Origin of the sequence: Luteimonas wenzhouensis (genome assembly GCF_007859305.1) — a bacterium.
Taxonomy (GTDB): domain Bacteria; phylum Pseudomonadota; class Gammaproteobacteria; order Xanthomonadales; family Xanthomonadaceae; genus Luteimonas; species Luteimonas wenzhouensis.
The window spans coordinates 246,737-272,905 of record NZ_VOHE01000004.1 but is presented as its reverse complement, the minus strand read 5'-3'; the positions used below and the strand labels follow the sequence as shown (position 1 = coordinate 272,905).

Below are 26,169 nucleotides of genomic sequence, written 5' to 3'. Positions count from 1 at the left end.
AGGAAACCGGGCCGAAATCGCGCCGATATTGCGGCGTGCGGCATCCGAAAGTCATGGTCGGAAGGCGCTGGCCGGGAGGTCGGCCGCGGTTCACGGCGACGCGCGCGGGCGCGCAGGCGCCTTGCCCCCCGGCACCGGCAGCCGGGTCCAGCCGACGTCGATGTTCTGCGAGACCGGCAGGCCCAGGTACAGCCATCGCCCCTGCGCGTCCACCGCGGGCGAGCCGCCGAGCACGGGGCCGCTGCGCGAGAGACAGGCGCGGTCCGCGGCCAGCAGCGCGCGCCACGGCGCAGGACAGTCGGCCTCGGGGACGAGCGAGTACGGGCGCCCGTCGAGCAGGGCCCAGTGCCGGTAGAAGGGCGGCGTGGGCCGGTCGTCGGCGATGCGCACGATGCCGCCCAACCGGGCGTCCGCACGCCACAACCCCGGCTTGGAGGAGCGGCTGAACAGCAGCGCGTCGCTGCCGGGGTCGTAGCGCGCCAGCGCCACGTCGTCCTCCGACGCGAGCACTTTCCAGTCCGCGCGCCGGTACAGCACCGCGCGCACGCGCCCGCGGCCATCGTCGACTCCGACCAGCAGGTGCGCCGGATCGCCGGTGTAGGTCGCGAACACCGGGCGCGCGGCCGGCACCTCCAGGCGCCGCGGCCGTCCGGTGGCGGCCTCCACTTCGAACAGGTACTCGCTGTCATGCGCGCGACCGAGCACCAGCAGGGTCCGGCCGTCGGCCGACCAGACCGGCGGATGGCGCGGCAGCGGTTCGAAGTCCTCGACCGCGCGCAGCGTGGCCGGCTGGCCGACTTCGCCCAGCCACAGCTGCAGCGACATCGAGCGGTCCGACAGGAACGCCAGGGTCTGCCCGTCAGGCGAGAGCGCGGGCAGCGTGTCCGCGCGGCTGGATGCGAACACCGGTTCGGGGACGGCATCGCCGCCGCCGTCGATGCGGATCCGGAACAGCCCGCTGCGCGAGAGGTCGATCTCCAGCACCATCGACCAGTCGTCGGCGGCGACGTCCGGATGCACCGCATTGCCGCTGGGCAGGCGCGAAAGTCGCTGCATGCTGCCGTCGGCGAGCCGCAGCATCCACAGCGACGGGTTGCCGGCCAGCAGGCTGAACACCACGCCGCTGCTGTCGGGCAGCCAGTCCCAGCCGCGGATGTCGCGCCGCAGGCGGGTCAGCGGCCGCGGCGTGCCGCCGTCGGCCGGCATGATCCACAGGTCCGCCAGCGACACGTTGCGACGGAACGCCAGCCAGCGCCCGTCGGGCGAATAGCGCGGCAGCTGGTCGACCTCGCCCCGGGCGATCGGATAGTCCAGCGGCTGCCAGCGGCCGGTGGCCAGGTCCAGCCGCTGCAGCGGCGCACCGCCACCCGGCGACCGTGGACCGCCCATCACCAGGCCGCGGCCGTCCGGGGCCCAGTCGAAGTGCGACCACTCGCCGTCCAGGCAGGGCCCCACCTCGCGCGGCTCGCCGCCGGCCGCGGGCACCACCAGGAACCGGCAGCCCTGCGGGGAAACGCGCACGAAGGCGATCCGGGTGCCGTCGCGCGACCACACCGGCATCGTGTCGGCCTCGCCGGGCCCGGGCTCGGTCAGCACGCGCGCGGCGGCCTGCGACACCGCCTGCAGCATGAGCCGGCTGCCACCGTCGGCCTCGGCGCGGACGAAGGCCACCGTGCCGCCGTCGGGCGAGAGCGACGGCAGCCGCTCCTGTTCGGGCGCGGACGCGATCGCGCGGTATTCCAGTGCCAGCACGCCCGCCTCCGCCGCCGGCATGGCGCCCGGCAGCCGCCACAGCGCGGCGGCGACGAGGCCGAGCAGCAGCACCGCGGCGGCGGCGATCCACGGCGTGCGCACAGGCCGCGCCGGGGGCGCGGCCCGCACGGTGGCCGGTTCCGGCGCCGACGCGGGCCCCGCGCCTCCGGACTCCACCCCGGCGGCCGTGCCCGCGTCGTCGTCGTGGTTGCCGAGCCACGCGGCCGGTGCCAGCAGGCGGTAGCCGGTCCTGGCGATGGTTTCGATGAAGCGCGGCGCGTCGCGGTCGTCGCCGAAGGCCTTGCGCAGCTGGGTCACCGCCTGGGTCAGGACATCGTCGGTCGGCATCGTGTGCGGCCAGACGCGCTCGAACAGCGCCTCGCGTGTGACCACGCTGCCCTGCGCCTCGACCAGCACCAGCAGCACCTGCAGCGCCTTCGGCGTGAGCCGCCGCTCGCCGCCGTCGCGCTCGCGGGTGACGATCCGCCGCAGCACATCGACCTGGCAATCGAGTACGCGCAGGCGATCCGCGTACGGGCGGATCGCGCCGGCGCCACCGCCCGCCGCGGAGCGCGGCGGCGTGCTGTAGGCGGGGGATTCGGATGCGTGCGCACGATCGCGCGGAAGGTGGGGGGACATCGGCAGGCAGCGTCGCACCTGCAATAGGCGCACGCATGTGTCTTTGGGTGGGGCGCTCGACCGCAGCGGGAGGTCCATGCGCGTTCCGCGGATCCCGGTCATGCGGGAAATGCACGGACCCCTTGCCGGGTTTGGTGCGAGCCTCTGGCGCTGGTCATGCGCACTTCAGGCAGATCCGCCGCGCCGGCGCGATGCCTAGCCTGTACTGGTACCCCCCACAGACAGGAGGCTTCTCCATGAAACACTTCGCGACCATCCTCGGCGCCACCCTGCTGGCGGCCGACCTGCCCGCCGCCGCCAGTTCCGCCGCGCCGCTGGAAGAATGCGTGCAGCTGTCCGATGCGCACCGCGGCACGCGCGCCAACGGCAACCGCCAGCTGCTGCTGCGCGACGGCGACGCGCATTACCGGGTGTCGTTCGGCAGGACCTGCGAGACGCTCGCGCGCAGTTCGCGCATCTACATCGCCACCGACGGCGAGCACAACCGGCTGTGCCCCGCCGGCACAACGGTCAGCGCGAAGAACTCCCGCTGCCAGGTCGAATCGGTGGAAGTGATCGACGCCAGGACCTGGAGCCGCCAGGCCCGCTCCGGCCGCTGACCGCCGCCACCGCCCGGGCGCGCCAGGCGCGCCCGGGCGACGGGATCAACGCGGCGGAGGCACTTCGCCCGCGCGGTACGGGAAGCGGGCGAAGATCTCGGCCATGGTCTCGCGGATGCGCGCGTCGCGCCTGGCCGGGTCCTTCTCGCGGGTCACGCGGCCCACGGCGATGCCTTCCCACACCAGGCGGTTGCGCTCGACGTCCACCAGGTCGACGTTGAGGGTGCCCTCGGTGTAGCGGTACACGTCGGTGCGGTCGCGCCAGTACGGCACCACGTAATAGCCACGCGCGCGGTAGCTGTAGTAGTAGGCGTAGTCCACCGTCGGCATCGTGCTCACGTCGGTGCGCTGCTGGGTGTAGGCGTTGATGTTCACCCACAGGTCGGGGCGGTCCTCGGTGTACACGTAGCCGCGCGACTCCATCTGCTCACGCGCCGCCGCCTTCATGCTCTCGGTGGCCTGCGACGAATAGCCGTGCGGCTCGATCGCCAGCGGCGAATAGAAGGCAAACGTCCGGTAGCGGGCGAAGTCCGCCTGCGGATCGGCCTCGGCAGTGATCCGGGGTCCGGTGGCGCAGGCCGCCAGCAGCGCGGCGGCCGCCAGCACCAGCACCCGTGCTGCGATGCGGAAGCTTCCCATGACCACTCCTCCTGTCGAATGCGAGGACGCTAGCATGCGGCCGGCTACGCAGGGTGAACACGGCGTTGCGCGCCCGCCCGGACGCCCGGGCGGGCGGCGGCGGGGATCAGCCGGGCCGGTAGACCTGCGCCCCCTGTTCGCGGAACTCGGCCGCCTTGCCGGCCATGCCCTGCTCCAGCGCGCCGGCCGGGTCCAGGCCGTGCTCGGCCGCGTAGTCGCGCACGTCCTGGGTGATCTTCATCGAGCAGAAGTGGGGGCCGCACATCGAGCAGAAGTGGGCCAGCTTGTGGGCTTCCTTCGGCAGGGTCTCGTCGTGCATGGACTGCGCCTTCTCCGGGTCCAGCCCGAGGTGGAACTGGTCCTGCCAGCGGAACTCGAAACGCGCCTTGGACAGGGCGTTGTCGCGCACCTGGGCGCCCGGGTGGCCCTTGGCCAGGTCGGCCGCGTGCGCGGCGATCCTGTAGGCCATGATGCCGTCGCGCACGTCCTCGCGGTTGGGCAGGCCCAGGTGCTCCTTGGGCGTGACGTAGCAGAGCATGGCGGTGCCGTACCAGCCGATCATCGCCGCGCCGATCGCGCTGGTGATGTGGTCGTAGCCGGGCGCGATGTCGGTGGTCAGCGGCCCCAGGGTGTAGAACGGCGCCTCGCCGCACTCGCGCAGCTGCTTGTCCATGTTCTCCTTGATCAGCTGCATCGGCACGTGGCCGGGGCCTTCGACCATGGTCTGCACGTCGTGCTTCCAGGCGATCCTGGTCAGCTCGCCCAGGGTCTCGAGCTCGCCGAACTGGGCGGCGTCGTTGGCGTCGGCGATGCAGCCCGGGCGCAGGCCGTCGCCCAGCGAGAAGGCCACGTCGTAGGCCTTCATGATCTGGCAGATCTCCTCGAAGTGGGTGTAGAGGAAATTCTCCTTGTGGTGGGCCAGGCACCACTTGGCCATGATCGAGCCGCCGCGGCTGACGATCCCGGTGACCCGCTTCGCGGTGAGCGGCACGTAGCGCAGCAGCACGCCTGCGTGGATGGTGAAGTAATCCACGCCCTGCTCGGCCTGCTCGATGAGCGTGTCGCGGAAGATCTCCCAGGTCAGTTCCTCGGCGCGGCCGTCCACCTTCTCCAACGCCTGGTAGATCGGGACCGTGCCGATCGGCACCGGCGAGTTGCGGATGATCCACTCGCGGGTCTCGTGGATGTGCCTGCCGGTGGACAGGTCCATGACCGTGTCCGCGCCCCAGCGGATCGCCCAGACCAGCTTTTCGACCTCCTCGGCGATGCCCGAGGACACGGCGGAGTTGCCGATGTTGGCGTTGATCTTGGTCAGGAAGTTGCGGCCGATGACCATCGGCTCGCTTTCGGGATGGTTGATGTTGCACGGCAGGATGGCACGGCCGCGGGCGATCTCGTCGCGCACGAACTCGGGCGTGATCCGGGCCGGAATGCTGGCGCCGAAGCTCTCGCCGGGGTGCTGCGCCAGCAGGCCGGCGTCGCGCACCGCCTCCAGGCGCTGGTTCTCGCGGATGGCGACGAACTCCATCTCCGGGGTGACGATGCCCCTCCGGGCGTAGTGCATCTGGGTGACGTTGGCACCGGCCGTCGCGCGGCGCGGCAGGCGGCGCGCCGGGAAGCGCACCGGGTCGAGCTTCGGATCGTGCTCGCGCGCACGCCCGAACTCCGACGTGAGCGCCGGGAGCGGCGCGGTGTCGCCGCGCTCGTCGATCCACGGCGCGCGCAACGCCGGCAGGCCCGAGGCGAGGTCGATACGGGCGTCCGGGTCGGTATACGGACCCGAGGTGTCGTAGACCGTGACCGGCGGGTTCTCCTCGCCGCCGAACACGGTCGGGGTGCGGGTCTGCACGATCTCGCGCATCGGCACGCGCAGGTCGGGGCGCGAGCCTTCGACGTAGATCCTGCGCGATCCCGGGATCGGCCGGGTCACGGCTTCGGAAAGCTGCTGGGCCTGCTGGACCAGGGAGGCGGGCACTGCGTTCATCGGCATCGTCCTGTGCGCGGCCGCGAGGGATTCGCGGACCTTGGACGAAGCGGGAGCGCCGGACGCGGATGCGTGGCGCGAAGGCCGGGACGCACCTGGACCTGCGAAGCTTCCCTACGCCGGTGTCAGCCGGATCAGGTTCGAAGGGACTGTCTCAATCCGCCGGGCCATGCCCGCGGATACCCCCGCTTCGAAGGCTATTAGACCGCGCCGGCCGCGCAGGCGCCAGCCCGCGCGGCCGCCCCGCTCAGAACGCGAGGGTCACGCCGGCCATCGGGCCGTGGAAGCGCTGGTCCAGGCCCACCGTGGCGTCGCCGCCGTGGCGGCGGACGTTGAGCTTGAACCAGTCGTATCCGGCGTGGATGCCAAAGTTCTGCGTGAAGCGGTACTCGACCAGGGCATTGGCGCGGGTGAGGTCGCCGTCGTAGTCGCCGAAGTCGCCCCAGTCGGCATCCAGGTACTGGCCCTGGGCGACGAAGCGCCAGCGCTGGTCCGCGGTGTTGAAGCCCAGGCGCACGCCGACCACGGGCGCGGTGCCGGTCTCGGACTGGCGCGCGGTGAACCTGCCGTCGTCGCTGTCGACCGCGACCTCGGCGGCCAGCTTCGCGCGCTGCGCACCGAGCTGCAGGCCGATGCTGGCGGTGGGCGACTCGACCACGGCGAAGTCGTAGACCAGGCCGCCCAGGTCGAACTCCGTGTCGAACCGCGCCGTGGTGCCGGCGGGGATCGTGGTGTCGCCGAGCACGAGGTCCTGGCCCAGGGCGTAGTCGCGATCCTGCGCGTAGCGGAAGTAGTTGAACAGCAGGCGGTGGCGGTTGCCGATCCGGAATATGCCTTCCGCGCGCGGCACGGTCCTGTCGCCGAGCGTGTAACGCCCGCTCTCGTACGCGTACGCCTGGCCGCCGAACTCGGCGTCCGCGGAAAAGCGGCTTTCGGCCTCGGCCTGCATCGCGCCCAGGCGCAGGGTGAAGCGGTCATCATCGGCCTGCGCGAAGAGCGGACAGGCCAGCAGCGTCGCGCCAATGGCGCAGGAAAGGAACGTCTTGTTCACTACGTGCATCCTGTGGGGAAGGAACCGGAGCGCGCGATTGGAGAGGAAGCCCGGTGCAGCGGCCGTGAATCGCGCGCGGTGCATGCGCGCGTGCGTTCAGCATCCACGCGCCGAGTGCCGGCACCGCATCCGCTGCGCACGACGCCGGCCAAGCGCGTGTGGACCCGGACCTGGTGTGTGCGTTCGTGCCGCGCGCCGCGCGCGCCCGCCGGTGGAAACCGGATCCGTCATGCCGGCCGCCCGCGCATGACCGTGGTGAACACGGACGATGCGCAGTGCGGTGCGTGCGTCACCACCATCGGCGACCCGATGGCAGGCTGGGATCCGCCGCGCCGGCATCGGCCCTTCCGGCGATGGTTCCGGATGCAATCAAACTGCGCCTTGACGCGCTGCATCATCGTCCGGTATTGATGGCGCCCCATGCCGAACATCCACGCCATCTTCGCGACCCGTGCTGGCGCGTTCCCCGCGAACGCGGCGGTTTCGATTGCGACGATTACCACCACCACCGGCACCATTGGGGCCGGGGTGCGGGCGCGCGTGCAGGACTGATCGACAACGCCGCTCCGCACCCGACCGGGGTGCGGGGCCGCCTGGCTTCCACCTCGACCGGACGCGGAGCCCAACCGGAGCTTCCAGAGCATGTCGTCCGCACCCCAACTCCTCGGTGATGCCGTCGCCTCCGCCGCCACGTCCGCAGTCGCCGCGCTGCGTCCCGGCGGCGTGACCCGGGTCCACAAGTTCGGCGGCAGCAGCGTCGCCGACGCCGATCGCATCGCGTCGCTTGCCCCGCTGGTGGACGACGGCGCCGACGTTCGCGTGGTCGTGGTATCGGCCATGGCCGGCGCCACCAACGCGCTGGTCGCGATGGCCGCACAGGCGGCCGCCGGCCAGGACTGGAGCGGCGAATGGGCGGCGCTGCGCGAGCGCCACCTCGCCACCGCCGCCACGATCGACCCCGGGGACCGCCATGGCCTGCGCGACGCGGTCGCGCGCGACTTCGACGGCCTGCGCGACGACCTGCTCGCACTGGCCTCGGCCACCGGCGACACCACCGCGCTCGTGGCCCAGGTGCACGGCGCCGGCGAACTGGTCTCCTCGCGCCTGGTCCAGGCCGCCCTGGGCGGCGAGGCCGCCGGCTGGCAGCGCCTGGACACGCGCGACGTGCTGGTGGTGCAGCCGGGGGAGATGGGCGTGGCCGTGGACTGGGAGGCCTCGCGCGAACGCTTCGCCGACTGGCGCAGTCGGCAACGGCCCGCGAAGGTGGTCGTGACCGGCTTCGTGGCCCGCGAGCGCGACGGCCGCTGCACCACGCTCGGGCGCAACGGCAGCGATTATTCGGCAGCGATCTTCGCCAACCTGTTCGATGCCAGCGAGCTGCTGATCTGGACCGACGTCGACGGCGTGCTCTCGGCCGACCCGCGCCTGGTGCCCGACGCCACCGTGCTGCCGACGATGTCCTACGCCGAGGCCTGCGAACTGGCCTACTTCGGCGCCAAGGTGCTGCACCCGCAGACCATGGCGCCGGTGCAATCGCGCGCGATCCCGCTGTGCATCCGCAACACGCTCAATCCGTCCGCGCCCGGCACCTGGATCCTGGCCGAGAACCCGGAAGGCGACGCGCAGGCGTCCCCGGTGAAGGGCCTGACCATCGTCCGCGACATGGCGGTGCTGGAACTGGCCGGCAACAGCATGGTGGGCGTGCCCGGCACGGCGGAGAAGCTGTTCGCGGCGCTGCACCGGGCCGGCGTGTCGGTGGTGATGATCTCGCAGGGTTCCTCGGAGCATTCGATCTGCTGCGTGGTGCGCGCCAGCCAGGCCGACCGTGCCCGCGCCGCGGTGGAGGCCGCGTTCGCCGACGCGATCGCCAGCAACGGCACCCAGGGCGTGGGCCTGACCCGCGACGTGTCGATCCTGGCCGCGGTCGGCGACGGGATGGTCGGCATCCCGGGCGTCGCCGCGCGGCTGTTCTCGGCCCTGGCCCAGGCGCAGGTGAACATCCGCGCCATCGCCCAGGGCTCGAGCGAGCGCAACATCTCGGTGGCGATCGCCGACGCCGACGCCACCCGCGCCCTGCGCGCGGCGCACTCGGCGTTCTGGCTGTCGCCGCAGACGGTCTCGATCGGGCTGATCGGCCCCGGCCAGGTCGGCCGCGCGCTGCTCTCGCAGCTGGCGGCGGTGATCCCCAAGCTGCGCGCGAACTCGCAGATCGACCTGCGCCTGCGCGGCATCGCCAACAGCGGCTACATGGCCCTGGACCATTTCGCCATCCATCCCGCCGAGGCGGTCGAACGACTGGTGGAGATGAGCACGCCCGCATTCGACCCCGACGCCTTCGCCGCCCACGTGCGCGCCGAGCACCTGCCGCACGCGCTGATCGTGGACTGCAGCGGCAGCGAGGCGATCGCGCGCCACTACCCCAAGTGGCTGGCGGCCGGCATCCACGTGGTCACCCCGAGCAAGCACGCCGGCAGCGGCGACTGGGAGCGCTACGTCGCCATCCGCGAGGCCCAGCGCAGCGGCGCGCGCTTCATGTACGAGGCCACGGTCGGCGCCGGCCTGCCGGTGATCAACACCCTGCGCAACCTGCTCGACACCGGCGACGAGATCCAGGCGATCGACGGCATGCTCTCGGGCACGCTCGCCTGGCTGTTCAACAGCTTCGACGGCAGCCGCCCGTTCTCGGCCCTGGTGCGCGAGGCGCGCGAGCTCGGCTACACCGAACCCGACCCGCGCGACGACCTCTCGGGCCTGGACGTGGCCCGCAAGCTGGTGATCCTGGCCCGCGAGGCCGGGCGCGAGCTGTCGCTGGACGACGTCGCGGTGGAGAGCCTGGTGCCCGGGCACCTGCGCGAGGCGTCGCGCGACGAGTTCCTGGCCCGCCTCGACGAGCTCGACGCGCCGATGCAGGCGCGGCTCGAGGACGCCAGGTCGAAGGGCCTGAAGCTGCGCCACATCGCCCACCTCTCGCAGGCCCAGGGCGCGCGCGTGGGCGTGGTCGCGCTGCCGGCCGACCACGCCTGCTGCCACACCCGCCTCACCGACAACCTGGTCCAGTTCACCACCGCGCGCTATGCCAGCAACCCGCTGGTGGTGCAGGGGCCGGGGGCGGGGCCGCAGGTGACCGCCGCGGGCGTGTTCGGCGATATCCTCGCGATCGCGCATTCGCTCAGCAACGGGATCGGCGCGCACTCATGAACCATTCGGCCACCGCCTTCGCGCCGGCCAGCGTCGGCAACATCGGGGTCGGCTTCGACCTGCTCGGCCACGCCATCGACGGCCCGAGGGACCTGGCGACCGTGCGCAGGATCGCCGAGCCGCAGGTGCGCATCGATGCCATCGGCGGCGACATCGCCGGGGCCGACACGCTGCCCCTCGACCCGCGGCGCAACACCGCCGGCGGCGCCCTGCTGGCGCTGCGCGAGGCGCTCGGGCTGCCGTACGGGTTCGCGCTGGAACTCCACAAGGGCGTCCCGCTGGGCTCGGGCCTGGGCGGATCGGCGGCCTCGTGCGTGGCCGCGCTGGTGGCGGCCAACGCCCTGCTCGACGCGCCGCTGCCGCGCGAGGCGCTGTACCGCTTCGCGCTCGACGGCGAGGCGATCTCCAGCGGCAGCCGCCATGGCGACAACGTGGCCCCGATGCTGCTGGGCGGCGTGGCCCTGGCCACCGAGGCGCGCGCGCTGCGCATCGCCGCCCCCGACTGGCTGCACGCGGTGGTGGTGCACCCCGACCAGGTGCTGGAGACGCGCCGTTCGCGCGAGGTGCTGGCGGCGCCCTATCCACTGGCCGACGTAGTGCGCCAGGGCGCGCACCTGGCCCAGTTCCTGCTCGGCTTGCAGCACGACGACGCCGACCTGCTCCGCGACGGCCTGCGCGACGTGCTGGTGGAGCCGCGCCGCGCGCCGCTGATCCCCGGCTTCTCCGCGGTCAAAGCCGCCGCGCTCGAGCACGGCGCGCTCGGCGCCAGCATCTCCGGCGGCGGCCCCAGCGTGTTCGCCTGGTTCGACGCGCGCGCGGCGGCCGAACGTGCCGCGCCGGCGATGCGCCAGGCCTTCGTCGACGCCGGGTTCGACGCCCGCGCCTACGTGACCCCGGTCAATGCCCCGGCGGCGGAGGTGGTGGCGCGATCGTCCGCGCAGCCGGCGCCGGCCCGGGCCGCGACCGGCGCCTGACCCGCTCTGCCACGGACGCGCCGCGTCCGCCCACGCCAGGACATCCGCAGGACACGCATGCACTTCATCAGCACCCGGGGACAGGTGCCCCCGACCCCCATCGACGCCGCCCTGGTCGCCGGTCTCGCGCCGGACGGCGGCCTGTACGTGCCCGAACGAATCCCGGCCCTGGCCGACTGGTCGCCGCTGCCCACCCTGCCCGCGACCGCGCGGCGGACCCTGGCGCCCTACTTCGCCGGCTCCATGCTGCGCGACCGGCTCGAGGCGATCTGCGCCGACGCGTTCTCGTTCGACGCACCGCTGCGTCCGCTGGCCGGTGCCGGCGACCACGTGCTGGAGCTGTTCCACGGCCCCACCGCCGCGTTCAAGGATTACGCCGCGCGCTTCCTGGCGCGGGCGCTCGAGGGCCTGCGCGACCGGACCGCGCCGCCGACCACGATCGTGGTCGCGACCTCGGGCGACACCGGCGCCGCGGTCGCGGCCGCCTTCCACCGCCGACCCGGCTTCCGGGTGGTGATCCTGTACCCCGACGGCAAGGTCTCGCCACGCCAGGCCCACGGGCTGGGCTGCTGGGGCGACAACGTGGCCGCCTACCGCGTCGCCGGCAGTTTCGACGACTGCCAGCGCCTGGCCAAGCAGGCGCTGGCCGACGCGGCGCTGCGCGCGCGGGTGCCGCTGGGCTCGGCCAACAGCATCAGCCTGGGCCGGCTGCTGCCGCAGGCCGCGTACTACGCGCACGCGGCCACGCACTTCCACGCCGCGCACGGCCAGGCGCTCAACTTCATCGTGCCCACCGGCAACCTCGGCAACGCCAGTGCCGCGTTCGTGGCGCGCAGCATGGGCGCGCCGGTCGGCGAGATCCGCCTGGCCTGCAATGCCAACGACACCCTGCCGCGCTACTTCGCCGGCGCCGAGTACGTCGCGCAGCCCACCCGCGCCACCCTGGCCAATGCCATGGACGTGGGCGCGCCGAGCAACTTCGAGCGGCTGCGCCACTGGCATGCCGACGACGACGCCCTGCGCGCCGGCTTCGTGGCCGCGTCGGTGGACGACGCGACGATCCGCGCGGTGCTGCGCGAGGCGCCCGCGCGCCACGGCATCGTCGCCTGTCCGCACACGGCCACCGGACTGAAGCTGCTGCAGGACCTGCGTACCGCGGGCGACGCGCGCCCGTGGGCGGTGGTCGCGACCGCGCATCCGGCCAAGTTCGAGAGCATCGTCGAACCGCTGGTCGGGCGCGTGGTGGAGCCGCCGCCGGCGCTGGCCGAATGCCTGGCACGGCCTGCCCGCGCAGTGGCGATGGCACCCGAGTACCACGCGCTGAAGGCGGTGCTGGAGGGTTAGGGACCGGAACTTCCGACCTGCCCCACGCACGCGGCAGCCACGCCCTCAGCGTGCCGCCATGAACGCCTCGATCTCGTCGGCGCTGCGCGCCAGGCCGTCGGTGAGCACTTCGTGGCCGTCCTTCGTGATCGCCACGTCGTCCTCGATCCGGATCCCGATGCCACGCCACTTCGCGGCCACGCTGGTGTCGTCGGCGGGTACGTAGAGCCCCGGCTCGATCGTGAACACCATGCCCGGCTCGAGCAGGCGCGATTCGCCATCGATCCGGTAGTCGCCCACGTCGTGCACGTCCAGCCCGAGCCAGTGTCCGGTCTTGTGCCGGTAGTAGCGCTTGTAGGCGCCGCTGGCGAGGTTGCGTTCGAGGCTGCCCTTGAGCAGGCCCAGGCGCAGCATCCCCTCGGTCAGCACCCGCACCGCGGCTTCGTGGCCAGCCTCGTAGGGCACGCCCGGGCGCGCCTGTTCCAGCGCCGCGGCGCGGGCGGCGTCGACCAGGTCGTGCAGCTCGCGCTGCGGTTTCGTGAAGCGGCCATTGGCCGGGAAGGTGCGGGTGATGTCGGCGGCGTAGCCGTGGTACTCGGCACCCGCATCGATCAGCACCAGGTCGCCGTCGCGCGCCTGGCCGCGGTTGGCGCGGTAGTGCAGCACGCAGGCATTGGCGCCGGCGCCGACGATGCTGTTGTACGCCGGCTCGGCGCCCGCGGCGCGGAACACCCGTTCCAGCTCGGCCTGCAGTTCGTATTCGCGCACCCCCGGCCGCGCGGCGCGCATCGCCGCCTCGTGCGCCTGCATGCTGATGCGCGCGGCGTGGCGCATCAGCTTGAGCTCGTCGCGCGACTTGAACAGCCGCATCTCGTCGAGCAGGTGGCCCAGCTCGAGGAACTCGTGCGGCGGCTGCGCGCCCAGGCGCACCTGGGCCCGGACCCGGTTGAGCCAGCCGATCAGCTTGAGGTCGAATTCGGTGTCGCGGCCAAAGTGGTAGTAGACCCGGGTCCGGCCCTCGAGCAGGCCCGGCAGGATCTCGTCGAGGTCGTCGATCGGGTAGGCGTCGTCCATGCCGTAGGCCTCGACCGCGCCCTCGGGACCGGCGCGCGGCCCGTCCCAGCCCTCGCGCTCGGGGTCGCGCTCGCGGCAGAACAGCAGCGCCTCGCCATGGCGGCGGCCCGGCACCAGCACCAGCACCGCCTCGGGCTCGGGGAAGCCGGTGAGGTACCACAGGTCGGAATCCTGGCGGTAGGGGAAGTACGTGTCCCGGCTGCGGATCCGCTCGGGGGCGGCCGGCAGCACCAGGATCGCGTCCTCGCCGGCCATCCGCATCAGCTGGCGGCGGCGGCGCGCGTACGCCTGGGCCGGGATCCCGGTCGGCGCTCGCACCGGCGCGGCCATCAGTTCAGGCGGCCGCGGTGGCGCGGCCCCAGGGCGCAGTCGCCGTGCAGCAGCAGCGCCGCCACCCGCACGTACTCCTCGATCTCGGCCAGCGCCTGCTCGTCCTCCTGGTCGCCGCCGTCCTCGGGCATGGCCGCCGCCAGCCGGACCAGGTCGGCCAGCGCCTCGGCACCCTCCTCCGACAGCGGCGGCGCCGGGCCGGCGGCCAGGCCGAAGGCGCCGACGAAGCCCCGGCACCATTCGAACAGGGCGCCGCTGCGGGCGTAGAGCGGGGCCTCGGGGTCGGGCAGCAGCAGGTCGAAGCCGAAGGCCTGGTCCTCCATCTGCGCGGCGGTGGCCCGGCCCAGGCGATCCAGGACCCCGCCCGGCGCGACCGCCTCCAGGCCCTCGTCGGCCATGACCCGGGCCGGCCAGTCGGGGCCGGCCTGGCCGCCACCGGCCAGCCAGCCGCACAGCCCGCCGTGCAGCTCGGACCCGCCGCAGGCCAGGCCGTGCTCGCGGCCCGCGGCCTCCACCTCCGGCAGCGAAGGCATGGATTCGGACACGTATGGCTCCTGTCTGGGAAGCGCGCAGTCTAGAACGTGTTTCCCGCGGCTGCATGCCGGCATGCGCCCGCCGCAGTGGACGCGGCGCGGGCGCGGCTTGTTGCCGGACGCCGCGCGCGCCTACACTCGCCCGGTCACTTACGCGAGCGCAGGGGTCCGCGTGTCGACCAACCCGGGGGATCTGCAGCTGCTGGTTGCGGCGGCGACCGCATCGGTGCTGCTGGTCGCGCTGCTGTTCATCATGTTGCACCGGCGCCGCCGCGAGCGCAGCTACATCGAGCAGCTGCGCGACCGCGAGGAGCGCCTGAAGCTGGCGCTGTGGGCGACCGACGAACGCTACTGGGCCTACGACGTGGCCAGCGGCCGGATCCATCGCCTGGCCGGGGAATCACGCAACAGCCCGTCGGGCGAGCTGGCCGAGGAGAGCATCGACGCCGCGGAACTGGTCCACCCCGAGGACCTGGCGATGGTGCGCCGCCGGGTGGACGACTACCTCGCCGGGCACACCGATACGTTCCTGGCCGAACTGCGCGTGGCCAACGACCGCGGCGAATGGGTATGGATGCGCGCCCGCGGCCGCGCGGTCTCGCGCGACGCCCAGGGCCGCATCCAGCGCATCGCCGGAACCGCGCTCAACATCACCGGCACCCGCGAGGCCGACCGCGAGCTGCGCATCTCCAGCGAAGTGCTGCGCAGCATGAACGAGGCGGTGGCGGTGATCGACCGCAACTTCGATTTCGTCTCGGTCAACCCCGCGTTCCTGCGCATGACCGGCTACGATGAGGACGACGTCATCGGCCGCAACGCCAGCGTGCTCGACAGCCTCCAGCACGACGCCGCGTTCTACCAGCACATCCGCGAGCAGATCCGGCGCAAGGGCCGCTGGAACGGCGAGATCTGGCAGCGGCGCAAGGACGGCGAGGAGTTCCTGTGCCAGATCGAGTCGAGCACGGTCTACGACAAGAACGGCCAGCTGATCCTGTACGTGATGGTGCTCAACGACATCACCCAGCAAAAGCGCGCCGAGCAGGAACTGCGCTACCTGGCCAACTTCGACACCCTGACCAACCTGCCCAACCGTTCGCTGCTGTCCGAGCGCCTGTCGCGCGCGATCGTGCGCGCGCACCGCGAGGACAACCGGATCGCGGTGCTGTTCCTGGACCTGGACCGGTTCAAGGACGTCAACGACTCGCTCGGCCACGCCGCCGGCGACCGGATCCTGCGCGCGGCGGCCGCGCGCCTGCAGCAGACCGTGGGCATGCACCACACCGTGGCCCGGCTGGGCGGCGACGAGTTCACCGTGGTGCTCGAGAACCTGGACTCGCCCGAGGAGGCCGACCACGTCGCGCGCGAGATCATCATGGCCTTCGAGGCGCCGCTGCTGCTCGACGACCGGCGCGAGATCGCGATCTCGCCATCGATCGGCATCAGCCTCTACCCCGACCACGCGCACGTGCCGACCGAGCTGCTCAAGCAGGCCGACACCGCGATGTACCAGGCCAAGGCCGCCGGCCGCCGCACCTTCATGCGCTACGACGACGCCATGGACGTGGCGGTGCGCCAGCGCGCCACGATCTCCGGCGCGCTGCGCAAGGTGCTCGACCGAGGCGAACTGCGTCTGGTGTTCCAGCCGCAGCTGGCGCTGGCCGAGGGCCGGATCACCGGGGTCGAGGCGCTGCTGCGCTGGCAAAGCGACGAGCATGGCGACATTCCGCCGGCCGACTTCATCCCGATGGCCGAGGAGAGCGGCCTGATCCTGGAGATCGGTGAATGGGTGCTGCGCGAGGCCTGCCTGACCCTGCAGCGCTGGCGCCAGCACGGGCTGACCGAGCTCACCGTCTCGGTCAACGTCTCGGTGCTGCAGCTGCTGCGCGGCGACTTCCCCGAGGTGGTCAGCCGCGTGCTGGCCGACATCGAACTGCCGCCCAGCTCGCTCGAACTGGAACTGACCGAGAGCGTGTTGATGGCCAATGCCGAGCACACCGCGGCCAAGCTGCAGGCCTTCCGTGAACTGGGCGTGTCGCTGGCGATCGACGACTTCGGCACCGGATATTCCTCGCTGGCCTACCTCAAGCGCCTGCCGATCACCACGATCAAGATCGACAAGGCCTTCATCGGCGACCTCACCCATGACCCGGAGGACGCGGCGATCACCAGCACGGTCATCACCATGGCCCATTCGCTGGGCCTGAACGTGGTCGCCGAGGGCGTGGAGACCGAGGCCCAGGTCCGGTTCCTGCGCGAGCACGCGTGCAACGAGGTCCAGGGGTTCTGGCTGTCGCCGCCGCTGGAGGCGCACGCCTGCCTGGCCTTCATCCGCAACTGGCGCCCGGCCCGGGAGGGCACCCCGCCGCGGCCGGTGGCCGCGCCTTGACCGCCCCGCGCCGCCTGCCTATCGTGCCGGCATGGACCGCCCCGACGTGCTTGCCCAGCTCCGCGCCCTGACCGCGCGCATCGACGCGCTGGTCGCGCGGGCGCAGCAGCTCGCCGAGGAGAACCGGTCGCTGCGCCAGCAGCAGGAGCAGCTCGCCGGCGAACGCTCGCAGCTGCTGGCCAAGAACGAGCAGGCGCGCTCGCGGGTCGAGGCCATGATCGCGCGGCTCAAGTCGCTGGAGCAGCACACGTGAGCGCGCGCGCATGAGTTCGACCACCGAGGCGGTGAGCGTGCGCGTGCTCGACCGCGAGTACACCGTCGGCGTCGCCCCCGACCAGCGCGAGAGCCTGGCCGCCGCGGCGCGGCTGCTCGATGGGCGCATGCGCGAGGTGCGCGGCGGCAACCGCATGGCCGCCGTGGACCGGGTCGCGGTCCTGGCCGCGCTGAACCTGGCGCACGAACTGCAACAGCTGCGCGAGGAGAACGAGCACCGCGACCGCGAGATGGCGCGCATGCTCGAGGACCTGCAGCGCAAGCTCGACGCGCTGATCGACGCGCGCTGATCCCGCGGCCGGGCGCCGGCATCGGCCGCATCGGGGTTCACGCTCGTGAACTGCAGGCCCGCCCCGCCGACGAACGGCCTTGGCAGTGCCCCCGGCCCGGCTATACTTCCCCCACGTCCTCTGCCGTGTCCGACGGCATGCGCAACATTCGCCTTGTCCCTTAAGACGACCTCGGGGATGCAGCGAAGTCCGGGAGAGCAGGTCCGCCTCGCAGCGGGAAGCCCGAAGGATGACGAGCGTCCCCACTTGAACCCCGGGTTCAAGGTCGTTTCGCAGGCATCGGCATGGCGGAGGACGTATTCATTCCGCCTGCAGCGCGCGCGCGCCACCACGGCCATGGCGCGGGCACGCTTCCGCAGCCCCGCCGCTGCGGTCACAATGGCGCCATGCGCCAGCTCCCGTTCCCCAGATGAGCGAACCCCGCGTCGCGCTCCGGCGCGCGATGCGCGACCGCCGCCGCGCGCTGTCCGCGCCGGCGCGGATCGCGGCCGCCGAGGCCCTGGCCGAGCGCCTGCTGGCGCTGCCGTTCGCGCCACGCACCGGTTGCGTGGCCGGGTACTGGGCGATGGACGGGGAAATCCCGCTGCATGCCTGGCAGCTGCGCCTGCCGCGCGGCCTGCGCTACTGCCTGCCGGTGCTGCACCGCGACCGCAGCCTGCGCTTCGCGCCGTGGGCGCCGGGCGCACCGCTGGCGCCCAACCGCTACGGCATCCCCGAGCCCGAGGTGCCCGAGGCGGCGCTGCTGGCGCCGGCGCAACTCGACCTGGTGGTGGTGCCGCTGGTGGCCTTCGATACGCGCTGCCACCGCATCGGGATGGGGGGAGGCTGGTACGATCGCAGCTTCGCGTTCCGCGCCACGCGGCCCGCGCCACCGTACCTGGTGGGCGCGGGCTTCGCGTTCCAGCAGACCGGCCCGATCCCGGCCGAAGCCTGGGACGTGGCCCTGGACGCGGTCTGCACCGACACCGACACCTTCCTCCCGACATCCTGAGATGAGCACCCGCAAGCGCTACTGGCTGATGAAGTCCGAACCCACGGATTTCTCCATCGACGACCTCGAACGCGTGGTCACCGAGCCGTGGACCGGGGTGCGCAACTACCAGGCGCGCAACTTCATGCGCCAGATGCAGGTCGGCGACGGCGTGCTGTTCTACCACTCCAACACCCAGGTGCCGGGCATCTACGGCATCGCCGAGGTCGCCAGCACGCCCTACCCCGACCCGACCCAGTTCCAGAAGAGATCGAAGTACTTCGACCCCAAGGCCACGCGCGAGCAGCCGCGCTGGGACCTCGTGGACGTGCGGTTCGTGCGCAAGCTCGCGCGCCCCGTGCCGCTGGAGGAGATCCGCGCCCACGCCGACGCCCTGGGCGAGGAGTTCGCGCTGGTCCGCAAGGGATCGCGGCTGTCGGTGATGCCGGTCACCGCGGCGCAATGGAAACTGCTGCTGGGCCTGGAAAAGGCCTGAGCCGCGCGAGCCGCGGCCGCGAACCGGCCGTCCCGGCGGCGCCCGCCGCCCCGCCCCCGAACCCACGCACATGTCCGAACTCAAGCGCCTGGCCGGCGAGAAGGCCATCGAATTCGTCGAGGACGGCAGCGTCGTCGGCGTCGGCACCGGTTCCACCGTGGCCTACTTCATCGAGGCGCTCGGCCGGATCCGCGACCGGATCGCGGGCGCGGTGTCGAGCTCGGAGCAGAGCACGCGCCAGCTGAAGTCGCTCGGCATCGAGGTGCTCGACCTCAATGCGGTCGGGCCGCTGCGGCTGTACGTGGACGGCGCCGACGAGTGCGATCCGCACCGCAGGCTGATCAAGGGCGGCGGCGCCGCGCTGACCCGCGAGAAGATCATCGCCCAGGCCAGCGACCGCTTCATCTGCATCATCGACCCGGCCAAGCAGGTGCCGGTGCTCGGGCGCTTCCCGCTGCCGGTGGAGGTGATCCCGATGGCGCGCAGCCTGGTCGCGCGCGAGATCCTGGCGATCACCGGCGGCCAGCCGGTGTGGCGCGAGGGCGTGGTCACCGACAACGGCAACTGGGTGCTCGACGTGCATGGCCTGCAGATCGTCGATCCGGTGGTGATGGAGGAGCGGCTCAACCAGATCCCCGGCGTGGTCAGCGTGGGCCTGTTCGCGCGCCGCCCGGCGGACGTGGTGATCGTCGGCGGCGAACCGCCGCAGGTGCTGCGCTGAGGTCCCCGGCGGCGCCCGCGCCTGGCGCGCGGCGCCGACGGCGGATCAGCGCGACAGGCCCACCGCCAGTGGCCGCGCCTGGCGGCGCGGTGCGGCGCGCCGGCGCGCGGGCACGACCGAAGCGCGCCGGCGGCGTGCGGGCGCCATTGCGGCCGGCGCGGGCGTATCGACCGTACGCAGCCGGGACCAGGCCAGCCACCGGGCCATGGCCAGTGCCGCGGCGGGCAGCCCCAGCAGCCACAGCGACACCCAGCCCAGCTGCGCGCTGGCCGTGCGCGCTGCGGGCAGCGACAGCACCGCGACGGCGGCGAGGAACAGCAGGCCGAGCAGCGCGGCCTCGACCAGGCGCAGCGGATCGGTGGAGGTCTGGAGGTTGGCGGATCGTGTCATGGCGGTGGCTCCCGGGCTTGGCCACAGGGTCCACGGCGGCCATCTCAGGGGCTGCGACGCCGCGCCGCGCTCAGTAGCCGGCGGCGTCCAGCGCCCTGGTCGCGACCGCCCGGCCGACATCGATCAGCTCGGCCGCGCGCCAGAACTCGTAGAACGAGCACACGTCGCGCGGGATCCGGATCAGCAGCTCGGGCGGATCCAGCGCCAGCTGCACGCGCGAGATCTGCGCCTGCATCGTGTCCAGCGAGCGCGCCATGATCTCGGGCAGGCCCATGCGCATGGCATCGCCCTCGTCGCCGCCGGCCGCGCGCTCGAGCCATTGGCCGAGCCGGCTGGTGATCGTGGGCCCGCCGTCCTCCGGCTGCGCGCGGGCCGGCTCGCCGGGCGGACGGCGCGGCCAGCCGTGCATGTCCACCGCGACCAGCCGGTGCGCGTCCGACAGGCGCGTGGCCGCGATCGGGAGTGGCGCCAGCAGCCCGCCGTCGACCAGCGCGCGGCCGTTCACCCGGTGCGGGGTGAACAGGCCGGGGATCGCGAACGAGGCACGCAGCGCGTCCCACAGCCGGCCCTCGCGGATCCAGACCTCGCGCTGGCGCTCCAGGTCCACCGCGACCGCGGTGAACGCAACCGGCAACGACTCGATCGGCGGGTCGCCCACCACCTCGCGCATCGCGTCCACCAGGCGCGCGCCGCGCAGCACGCCGGAGCGGCGCCAGCCCGGGTCGAGCAGGCGCAGGAAGTCGCGTCGCGACATCGTCCGCAGGCGCTGGTGGAACTGACGCAGGCGCCCGGTGGCGAAGATGCCGCCCACCAGCGCCCCGCTCGAGGAGCCGCACACGGCCTCGATCCGGAAGCCACGCTCCTCCAGCACTTCGATCACCCCGATCTGGGCCAGGCCGCGCGCCCCGCCAGCGCCCAGCACCAGGGCGATCGGCTCGCCGCGCGGCGCGATGCGGACCCCGCCCCCGGCCGCCGCCACGCTCAGCGCTCGTAGTTCGACAACGCCAGCTGCAGCAGCGACTTGGCCTGCTCGCGCAGCGCCGGCGGATCGACGATCTCGGCGTCGGCGCCGTAGTGCAGCACGTCCATCAGCAGTTCGCGCGAGGCGCTGAAGGGCACCTTGAGCTCGTAGCGGCCGTCGGGCAGGTGCCGGCCCTGCTGCTGCGAATGCCAGTGTTCGTCGGCCACCCAGCGCGCGGCCTTGGCGCTGAACACGATCGTGGCCACGCCCCGGGCCGGGCCGGAGAAGATGCCGTAGCTGCCGGCCAGCTGGCGGTCGAGCTCCGCCTCGTCGAGGTCGCGCGCCGTGGCGTCGAGTACGCGCGCGGCGCTGATCCGGTCGACCGAGAAGCTGCGCAGGCCCTCGCGATCGTGGTCCCAGGCATCGAGGTACCAGTTGTCGCGGTAGTGGGTGACCCGCTGCGGCGAGACCGTGCGCCGGGTCTTCTCGTCGGTCGAGCGGGCGCGGTAGTCGAACGCCAGCTGCCGGCGCTGCAGCACCGCCGAACACACGGTGCGGAACGCCTGCTCGTCCATGCGCCGGCCGCGGTGCGGGATCACCCGCACGCGCTCGACCGGCCAGCGCTTGCCCGCCGAATGCTCGTCGAGCAGCTTCTCGATCCGCGCCTGCAGCGGCGCCAGCGCGCTCGACAGCACCCCGCCGCCGCTGCGCGCGAGCAGCTGCTGGGCGGCCAGCAGCGCGTGCAGCTCGTCGGAATTGAGCCACAGGCCGGGCAGTTCGAAGCGCCCGGCCTCCTCGGCGTCGTAGCGGAACCCGGCCTCGCCGTCGCCGACCACCGGCGCCATCAGCGCATCGCGCAGGAACGCCAGGTCGCGGTAGACCGTGGCCCGGGAGCATTCGAGTTCCTCGCGCAGGCGCGCCACCGTGACCGGGTAGCGCGCGGTCTTGAGGATCCGGTGCAGGGAGAGGATGCGTTCGTATCGGTCCATGGCCCCGATTATGCGCCCCCGCGCGCCGCCTGGCCCGGGTCGCGGCCAGGGCCCCCGGCCCGGCGGGGATTTGCAGCGGCGCGGCCGCGACCGCACCATGTGCGCCGGTTCGGACAAGGCGCACACGACCAGCACGTGGCCAGCAGCATCGCACCAGCACGCGGACGGGGCACGCCCCGCCCCTCGGGGCATCGCCCCGCCAGCGGGAGGCCGGCATGGCCCTGTGGCTGACGCTCGCCATCCTGGCCGGGGCCATCGCCCTGTTCGTCACCGAAAAGCTCCGGGTCGACGTGGTGGCGCTGCTGGTGATGACCGCGCTGATGGTCAGCGGGGTGATCACCGTGCCCGAGGCCCTCTCGGGCTTCAGCAGCCAGGCCACGGTCATGGTCGCGGCCATGTTCGTGCTCAGCGGGGCGCTGCAGCGCAACGGCGCGCTGGTGGCCGTGGGCGAGGTGCTGTCGCGGATCCGCTGGCAGTGGCTGTTCCTGCTGGTGATGCTGGTGCTGGTGGCGGGGCTGGCCGCGTTCGTCAACAACACTGCCACCGTGGCCGTGTTCCTGCCGCTGGTGCTGGCCGCGAGCACCGCCAACCGCTGGGCGCCCTCGAAGTTCCTGATCCCGCTGTCGTACATGTCCCAGGCCGCCGGCGTGTGCACCCTGGTGGGCACCTCGACCAACCTGCTGGTGGACGCGATGGGCCGCGAGGCCGTGGGCGTTGGCTTCACCCTGTTCGAATTCGCGCCCCTGGGGATCGTGTTCGTCGGCATCTGCATGGCCTACCTGCTGACCGTGGGCCACTGGCTGCTGCCCGAGCGCGGCGTGCCCGGCAGCGAGGAGACCGAGCACGTGGGCCGCTACGTGGCCGAACTGCTGGTGCCGGAGGACTCCGAGGCGATCGGCCTGCGTCGCGACCAGCTGGTGCCGGGCAGCGTCGAGGACGCGGTGGTGCTCGAGATCCTGCGCCGGCGGCGCCCGCTCACCGACCCGGACGCGGTCGTGCAGGCCGGCGACCGGCTGCTGGTGCGGGGCGAATGGCGCGCGATCGGCGCGGTGCGCAAGGCCCGGCGGCTGCGCTTCGACCACGTCGCGGGCGAACTGGACGACGACGTCGAGCGGGTCCAGGTCGAGGCGATGGTCTCGCCCGGTTCGCACCTGATCGGCAACACCCTGGCCGGGATGCGCTTCGCGCACATGTACCGCGCCCGGGTGCACGGCATCCACCGGCGCCTGCTCGACATCCGCCAGCCGCTCGACCAGGTCCAGCTCAGCCTCGGCGACGTGCTCCTGATCGATGCCCCGGAGACGGCGATCGAGGACCTGCGCGCGGACAAGGGCATGATCGTGCTGGGCACCCGCAAGGAAGCCAAGGTAGACGTGCGCCGCGCCAGCCTGTCGGCACTGGTGATGGCGGCGACGATCGCGGTCGCGGCGCTGGGCTGGCTGTCGATCGTGCAGGCGGCGCTGGTCGGCTGCGCCGCGCTGCTGGTGTTCCGGCTGATGGAGCCGGACGAGGCCTACCGGGCGATCGACTGGCGGGTGATCCTGCTGCTGGCGGGGATCATCCCGCTCGGCGTGGCGTTGCAGAAGTCCGGGGGCGCGGCGCTGGCGGCCGACTTCATCATCTCCAACCTGGGCCAGTTCGGGCCGCTGGCCGCGCTCGCCGCGGTCTACCTGATCACCGCGGTGGCCACCGAGTTCATGAGCAACAACGCCTCGGCGGTGCTGGTGGTGCCGATCGCGCTGGCCGCGGCCGAGTCGCTGGGCGTGGACCCCAAGCCGATGCTGGTGGCGGTCGCCTTCGCCGCCTCGACCAGCTTCGCCACCCCGATCAGCTACCAGACCAACACCATGGTCTTCACCGCCGGCGGCTACAGGTTTTCCGACTTCGTGCGCCTGGGCATCCCGCTCAACATCCTGTTCTGCACCGCCGCGATCGTGCTGATCCCGCGCTACTTCCCGTTCTGATCCGGCCCGGAGCGTGATGCGGTGCGCTTCCCGCGCGCGCGCGGCCATGGCACGCTGGGGCGGGAGCCAGGGGAAGGGGAAACGCATGCGACCTGCGCCGGGCGCGCTGCCGGCCGTACTGTCGGCCGCCGGATTCGGCCTGTTGCTGTGGCTTGGAGTGTCGGTGGCGGTGCTGCCGCACGGCACCGGCATGGCCGCGCTGCGCGCGCCGCAGATGTGGGCGCTGCTGCTGGCCCTGGGGCTGCTGTGCGCCGCGGCGGGCAGCGCGCTGGCCGGGGCCCGGCCGCGCGCCGCGCGCGAGCTGCTGCGCGCGGCCACGCCCTGGCAACGCCGCAGGAACCTGCTGGTGGCGATCGCGGTGGTACTGGCGCTGGCCACGGGCGTGCTGCTGACCCCGGGCCAGGGCGGGGCCGGCCGGGTCCTGGCCCTGAGCTTCGCCGGCATGTCGCTGGCCGGCGCCGCATTCGGCGCGGTGACCGCCGATGCGGTGGCCGATGCCATGCAGGGCGCGCCCGCGACACTGCCGCCCCTGGCCGTGCCGGCGCGGCTGCTGGCGGCGCTGCTGACCGGGCTGGCGCTGATGTTCGCCCTGCTCTCCGGGCTGCTGGCCGTGGGCGGGGGCGGGTTCCGGATGCTGACCATCCTGCTGGTCCTGGGCGTGCTGGCGGCCGCGACCCAATGGCTCGACGGCCGCCACGCGCGCCGCGACGGGCGGGCGGCGGCAGGGCCGGCCGGCCGTCCGGCCTGGTGGCCGTGGCTGCTGCTGGCGGGGGTCCCGGGCCTGGCCCTGGCCACGGCCTCGCTGGGCGTGGGCGGGATCACCGGCTGGCTCTGGGTGGTGGCCATCGCCTCCTTCGCCGGAAGCCTGGCGGCGTGGCCGGCCAGGCCTCCGGCGCCCGTGCACGGGGCCGGACGCGCTGGGCAAGCATGACCGCTTGCGGCACAATGGCTTGCCTGCCGCTTCCACGCACCGGAGTCCCCCATGCTCGCCGGGTGGTGGCTGGCCCTGGTGGGCCTGCCCGTCTTCCTGCAGCCGATGCCCGAAGCGCCGCAACTGCCGGCGGCGCTCGCGGTCGCGTCCGGCCAGGTGTCGCTGCGCCAGCCGTGCCTGCGGCTGGTGTGCGCCGACGCCGAGTGGCAGGGGCTGCTGCCGCGGGTGGTGGACGCGCAGCGCGCGCCCGGGGCGGTGGACCGGATCCGGGCGATGCGCCTGCCGCAGCTGGCCTCGCGGCGCTATATCGGGCTGCACTCGCCGGCCTCGCGCCGTGACTGGTTCTCTTCCACCGGCAGCCATGCGCTGTTCGCGGCCCGCTACGGCGTGGAGGCGGTGCGCAATCCGGACACCCGGGTGCAGCTGGAGTTCGGCACCGGCTACCGGCTGCAGCCCTACGCCGACTGGGGCGCCGCCGACCAGGGGCTGGTGGCCTCGGGCCTGATGCGCTGGAACCAGCGCCTGGGCGAGCGCGCGGCGCTCAACCAGCAGGTGCGGATCGAACGTGGTCGCGAGCACGCCTTCGTGCGCCAGACCATCGGCCTGGACCTGCGGCTGGACCCGCAGTGGTCGCTGCTGGGTGACGTGGAACTGCGCCACGACACCGCCGGCAACGGCGGCGAGGGCCGCACCGACCGCGAAGGCTCGCTGCGGCTGCGCTACGCCTTCTGATCCCGCCGGACCGGCGCCCCCGCCGCGTCCGTGCCCGTGCAGGCGTCCCCCGCCTCAGCCGGCTTGGCCGAGCAGGTCACCCGCCCCGTCCTCCAGCAGCCGGCGCGCGGCCTCGCGCCCCAGCGCCTCGGGCTCGTCCCCGGCGACCTCCACCCGCACCGCGCGCCCGTCGGCGGCGCTCCCGACCAGGCCCGACAGCCGCAGGCCGGCGCCCGCTTCCTCGGCGAAGGCCGCCACCGGCACGTGGCAGCTGCCGTGCAGGGCCCGGTTCATCGCCCGCTCGGCGCCCACGCAGCGCCGCGTGGGGGCATCGTCCAGCGCCGCCAGCAGGCGCGCGGTGCGGGCGTCGCCGTCCAGGCACTCGACCGCGATCGCGCCCTGCGCCGGGGCCGGCAGCCACCGCGGCGGCGCCAGGCGGGCACGGATCCGCGCCTCCAAGCCCAGCCGCCGCAGACCGGCGCAGGCCAGCACGATCGCGTCGTAATCGCCGGCGTCCAGCCGCGCCAGGCGGGTGTTCACGTTGCCGCGCAGGTCGAGCAACCGCAAGTCCGGGCGGACCGCGCGCAGCTGCGCCTGCCGCCGCAGCGACGAGGTGCCCACCCGGGCGCCGCGGGGCAGCGCGTCGAGCCCGTCGAAGGCATTGCTGACGAAGGCGTCGGCCGGATCGTCGCGCGGCAGGATCGCGGGCAGCACGAAACCCGGCTCCAGTTCCATCGGCACGTCCTTGAGCGAATGCACCGCGCAGTCGGCCTCGCCGCGCTGCATCGCCAGCTCCAGCTCCTTGAGGAACAGACCCTTGCCGCCGATCGCCGCCAGCGAGCGATCCAGGATCTCGTCGCCGCGGGTGCTCAGCGGCAGCAGTTCGACCTCCAGGCCCGGGTGCGCCGCACGCAGCCGCGCGGCGACGTGCTCGGTCTGCCACAGGGCGAGCGGGCTCTTGCGGGTGGCGATGCGCAGTCGTTCCATGCCG

24 protein-coding genes, 1 other RNA gene and 1 riboswitch are annotated in these 26,169 nt (G+C 73.1%); of the genes, 14 read left to right on the top strand and 11 right to left on the bottom strand.

Features of this window, described 5'->3' with window-relative positions; all coding sequences use genetic code 11:
• Positions 1-90: 90 nt before the first annotated feature.
• Positions 91-2,391 carry a winged helix-turn-helix domain-containing protein gene (locus FQY79_RS09950; protein ID WP_186759922.1) on the bottom strand — a complete coding sequence of 767 codons (2,301 nt, stop codon included), beginning with the start codon at positions 2,389-2,391 and terminating at the stop codon, positions 91-93.
• Between the two features lie 236 nt (positions 2,392-2,627).
• Here FQY79_RS09950 and FQY79_RS09945 point away from each other — a divergent pair, with 236 nt between their 5' ends.
• Positions 2,628-2,990, top strand: coding sequence for a hypothetical protein (locus FQY79_RS09945; RefSeq protein WP_146312759.1), 363 nt, complete (start codon positions 2,628-2,630; stop codon positions 2,988-2,990).
• A 45-nt stretch (positions 2,991-3,035) separates the two neighbouring features.
• Here FQY79_RS09945 and FQY79_RS09940 read toward each other — a convergent pair whose 3' ends face one another.
• The 4 genes from FQY79_RS09940 to FQY79_RS15490 form a co-directional block, all read right to left on the bottom strand.
• Entirely contained in the window at positions 3,036-3,629 is a 594-nt protein-coding gene (locus FQY79_RS09940; RefSeq protein WP_146312758.1) for a DUF4136 domain-containing protein, read from the bottom strand.
• Between the two features lie 106 nt (positions 3,630-3,735).
• Positions 3,736-5,613 carry a phosphomethylpyrimidine synthase ThiC gene (gene thiC, locus FQY79_RS09935; RefSeq protein ID WP_146312757.1) on the bottom strand — a complete coding sequence of 626 codons (1,878 nt, stop codon included), beginning with the start codon at positions 5,611-5,613 and terminating at the stop codon, positions 3,736-3,738.
• Positions 5,614-5,706: 93 nt separating this feature from the next.
• Positions 5,707-5,810: riboswitch (TPP riboswitch) on the bottom strand.
• A gap of 50 nt (positions 5,811-5,860) precedes the next feature.
• Entirely contained in the window at positions 5,861-6,664 is an 804-nt protein-coding gene (locus tag FQY79_RS09930; protein WP_146312756.1) for a hypothetical protein, read from the bottom strand.
• A gap of 227 nt (positions 6,665-6,891) precedes the next feature.
• Positions 6,892-7,173, bottom strand: coding sequence for a hypothetical protein (locus tag FQY79_RS15490; RefSeq protein ID WP_146312755.1), 282 nt, complete (start codon positions 7,171-7,173; stop codon positions 6,892-6,894).
• Between the two features lie 133 nt (positions 7,174-7,306).
• Here FQY79_RS15490 and thrA point away from each other — a divergent pair, with 133 nt between their 5' ends.
• The 3 genes from thrA to thrC are packed head-to-tail and all read left to right on the top strand — an operon-like array spanning position 7,307 to position 12,180.
• Positions 7,307-9,862: a bifunctional aspartate kinase/homoserine dehydrogenase I gene (gene thrA / locus FQY79_RS09920; protein ID WP_146312754.1), complete on the top strand. Its 2,556-nt coding sequence runs from the start codon at positions 7,307-7,309 to the stop codon at positions 9,860-9,862.
• Positions 9,859-10,836 (top strand): homoserine kinase, encoded by a 978-nt coding sequence (locus tag FQY79_RS09915; protein ID WP_146312753.1) that lies wholly within the window; start codon positions 9,859-9,861, stop codon positions 10,834-10,836. The genes thrA and FQY79_RS09915 overlap by 4 nt, the downstream gene beginning before the upstream one ends.
• Before the next feature lie 57 nt (positions 10,837-10,893).
• Positions 10,894-12,180, top strand: coding sequence for a threonine synthase (thrC, locus tag FQY79_RS09910; RefSeq protein ID WP_146312752.1), 1,287 nt, complete (start codon positions 10,894-10,896; stop codon positions 12,178-12,180).
• Positions 12,181-12,225: 45 nt separating this feature from the next.
• On the opposite strand, the gene FQY79_RS09905 is transcribed toward thrC, so the two are convergent.
• On the bottom strand, positions 12,226-13,551 hold the full coding sequence (locus FQY79_RS09905; protein ID WP_146312751.1) for an aminopeptidase P N-terminal domain-containing protein: 1,326 nt from the start codon (positions 13,549-13,551) through the stop codon (positions 12,226-12,228).
• Between the two features lie 11 nt (positions 13,552-13,562).
• Complete coding sequence (locus FQY79_RS09900; protein ID WP_146312822.1) at positions 13,563-14,096, bottom strand: UPF0149 family protein; 534 nt, start codon at positions 14,094-14,096, stop codon at positions 13,563-13,565.
• Between the two features lie 172 nt (positions 14,097-14,268).
• Here FQY79_RS09900 and FQY79_RS09895 point away from each other — a divergent pair, with 172 nt between their 5' ends.
• The 7 genes from FQY79_RS09895 (at position 14,269) to rpiA (ending at position 19,232) form a co-directional block, all read left to right on the top strand.
• Complete coding sequence (locus FQY79_RS09895; protein ID WP_246123080.1) at positions 14,269-16,482, top strand: putative bifunctional diguanylate cyclase/phosphodiesterase; 2,214 nt, start codon at positions 14,269-14,271, stop codon at positions 16,480-16,482.
• A gap of 31 nt (positions 16,483-16,513) precedes the next feature.
• Positions 16,514-16,735, top strand: coding sequence for a TIGR02449 family protein (locus tag FQY79_RS09890; RefSeq protein ID WP_146312749.1), 222 nt, complete (start codon positions 16,514-16,516; stop codon positions 16,733-16,735).
• Between the two features lie 10 nt (positions 16,736-16,745).
• Positions 16,746-17,045: a cell division protein ZapA gene (locus FQY79_RS09885; protein WP_146312748.1), complete on the top strand. Its 300-nt coding sequence runs from the start codon at positions 16,746-16,748 to the stop codon at positions 17,043-17,045.
• A gap of 114 nt (positions 17,046-17,159) precedes the next feature.
• Positions 17,160-17,343, top strand: a non-coding RNA gene (gene ssrS, locus FQY79_RS09880) — 6S RNA.
• Between the two features lie 111 nt (positions 17,344-17,454).
• Complete coding sequence (locus tag FQY79_RS09875; RefSeq protein ID WP_146312747.1) at positions 17,455-18,036, top strand: 5-formyltetrahydrofolate cyclo-ligase; 582 nt, start codon at positions 17,455-17,457, stop codon at positions 18,034-18,036.
• A gap of 1 nt (position 18,037) precedes the next feature.
• On the top strand, positions 18,038-18,511 hold the full coding sequence (locus tag FQY79_RS09870; protein WP_146312746.1) for an EVE domain-containing protein: 474 nt from the start codon (positions 18,038-18,040) through the stop codon (positions 18,509-18,511).
• Positions 18,512-18,581: 70 nt separating this feature from the next.
• On the top strand, positions 18,582-19,232 hold the full coding sequence (gene rpiA / locus FQY79_RS09865; RefSeq protein WP_146312745.1) for a ribose-5-phosphate isomerase RpiA: 651 nt from the start codon (positions 18,582-18,584) through the stop codon (positions 19,230-19,232).
• 45 nt (positions 19,233-19,277) lie between these two features.
• Here rpiA and FQY79_RS09860 read toward each other — a convergent pair whose 3' ends face one another.
• The 3 genes from FQY79_RS09860 to FQY79_RS09850 form a co-directional block, all read right to left on the bottom strand.
• Positions 19,278-19,622, bottom strand: coding sequence for a hypothetical protein (locus FQY79_RS09860; RefSeq protein ID WP_146312744.1), 345 nt, complete (start codon positions 19,620-19,622; stop codon positions 19,278-19,280).
• 70 nt (positions 19,623-19,692) lie between these two features.
• Positions 19,693-20,601 carry a patatin-like phospholipase family protein gene (locus FQY79_RS15385; protein WP_186759921.1) on the bottom strand — a complete coding sequence of 303 codons (909 nt, stop codon included), beginning with the start codon at positions 20,599-20,601 and terminating at the stop codon, positions 19,693-19,695.
• Between the two features lie 2 nt (positions 20,602-20,603).
• On the bottom strand, positions 20,604-21,572 hold the full coding sequence (locus FQY79_RS09850) for a helix-turn-helix transcriptional regulator (RefSeq protein WP_146312742.1): 969 nt from the start codon (positions 21,570-21,572) through the stop codon (positions 20,604-20,606).
• A gap of 215 nt (positions 21,573-21,787) precedes the next feature.
• On the opposite strand from FQY79_RS09850, the gene FQY79_RS09845 reads away from it, so the two are divergent.
• The 3 genes from FQY79_RS09845 (at position 21,788) to FQY79_RS09835 (ending at position 25,199) form a co-directional block, all read left to right on the top strand.
• Positions 21,788-23,536, top strand: a complete 1,749-nt coding sequence (locus FQY79_RS09845) for an SLC13 family permease (RefSeq protein ID WP_146312741.1) — start codon at positions 21,788-21,790, stop codon at positions 23,534-23,536.
• Positions 23,537-23,621: 85 nt separating this feature from the next.
• On the top strand, positions 23,622-24,467 hold the full coding sequence (locus tag FQY79_RS09840) for a hypothetical protein (protein ID WP_146312740.1): 846 nt from the start codon (positions 23,622-23,624) through the stop codon (positions 24,465-24,467).
• 51 nt (positions 24,468-24,518) lie between these two features.
• Positions 24,519-25,199, top strand: a complete 681-nt coding sequence (locus FQY79_RS09835; protein WP_146312739.1) for a DUF481 domain-containing protein — start codon at positions 24,519-24,521, stop codon at positions 25,197-25,199.
• Positions 25,200-25,253: 54 nt separating this feature from the next.
• Here FQY79_RS09835 and hemC read toward each other — a convergent pair whose 3' ends face one another.
• Positions 25,254-26,165, bottom strand: a complete 912-nt coding sequence (gene hemC, locus FQY79_RS09830) for a hydroxymethylbilane synthase (RefSeq protein WP_146312738.1) — start codon at positions 26,163-26,165, stop codon at positions 25,254-25,256.
• Between the last annotated feature and the right edge of the window lie 4 nt (positions 26,166-26,169).

Excerpts from the sequence above, each read along its gene's own strand:
- FQY79_RS09950 (WP_186759922.1), bottom strand. The coding sequence starts at position 2,391 with ATGTCCCCCCACCTTCCGCGCGATCGTGCGCACGCATCCGAATCCCCC.
- FQY79_RS09945 (WP_146312759.1), top strand. The coding sequence starts at position 2,628 with ATGAAACACTTCGCGACCATCCTCGGCGCCACCCTGCTGGCGGCCGAC.
- FQY79_RS09940 (WP_146312758.1), bottom strand. The coding sequence starts at position 3,629 with ATGGGAAGCTTCCGCATCGCAGCACGGGTGCTGGTGCTGGCGGCCGCC.
- thiC (WP_146312757.1), bottom strand. The coding sequence starts at position 5,613 with ATGAACGCAGTGCCCGCCTCCCTGGTCCAGCAGGCCCAGCAGCTTTCC.
- thrA (WP_146312754.1), top strand. The coding sequence starts at position 7,307 with ATGTCGTCCGCACCCCAACTCCTCGGTGATGCCGTCGCCTCCGCCGCC.
- FQY79_RS09915 (WP_146312753.1), top strand. The coding sequence starts at position 9,859 with ATGAACCATTCGGCCACCGCCTTCGCGCCGGCCAGCGTCGGCAACATC.
- thrC (WP_146312752.1), top strand. The coding sequence starts at position 10,894 with ATGCACTTCATCAGCACCCGGGGACAGGTGCCCCCGACCCCCATCGAC.
- FQY79_RS09900 (WP_146312822.1), bottom strand. The coding sequence starts at position 14,096 with ATGCCTTCGCTGCCGGAGGTGGAGGCCGCGGGCCGCGAGCACGGCCTG.
- FQY79_RS09890 (WP_146312749.1), top strand. The coding sequence starts at position 16,514 with ATGGACCGCCCCGACGTGCTTGCCCAGCTCCGCGCCCTGACCGCGCGC.
- FQY79_RS09885 (WP_146312748.1), top strand. The coding sequence starts at position 16,746 with ATGAGTTCGACCACCGAGGCGGTGAGCGTGCGCGTGCTCGACCGCGAG.
- FQY79_RS09875 (WP_146312747.1), top strand. The coding sequence starts at position 17,455 with ATGAGCGAACCCCGCGTCGCGCTCCGGCGCGCGATGCGCGACCGCCGC.
- FQY79_RS09870 (WP_146312746.1), top strand. The coding sequence starts at position 18,038 with ATGAGCACCCGCAAGCGCTACTGGCTGATGAAGTCCGAACCCACGGAT.
- rpiA (WP_146312745.1), top strand. The coding sequence starts at position 18,582 with ATGTCCGAACTCAAGCGCCTGGCCGGCGAGAAGGCCATCGAATTCGTC.
- FQY79_RS09860 (WP_146312744.1), bottom strand. The coding sequence starts at position 19,622 with ATGACACGATCCGCCAACCTCCAGACCTCCACCGATCCGCTGCGCCTG.
- FQY79_RS09850 (WP_146312742.1), bottom strand. The coding sequence starts at position 21,572 with ATGGACCGATACGAACGCATCCTCTCCCTGCACCGGATCCTCAAGACC.
- FQY79_RS09845 (WP_146312741.1), top strand. The coding sequence starts at position 21,788 with ATGGCCCTGTGGCTGACGCTCGCCATCCTGGCCGGGGCCATCGCCCTG.
- FQY79_RS09840 (WP_146312740.1), top strand. The coding sequence starts at position 23,622 with ATGCGACCTGCGCCGGGCGCGCTGCCGGCCGTACTGTCGGCCGCCGGA.
- FQY79_RS09835 (WP_146312739.1), top strand. The coding sequence starts at position 24,519 with ATGCTCGCCGGGTGGTGGCTGGCCCTGGTGGGCCTGCCCGTCTTCCTG.
- hemC (WP_146312738.1), bottom strand. The coding sequence starts at position 26,165 with ATGGAACGACTGCGCATCGCCACCCGCAAGAGCCCGCTCGCCCTGTGG.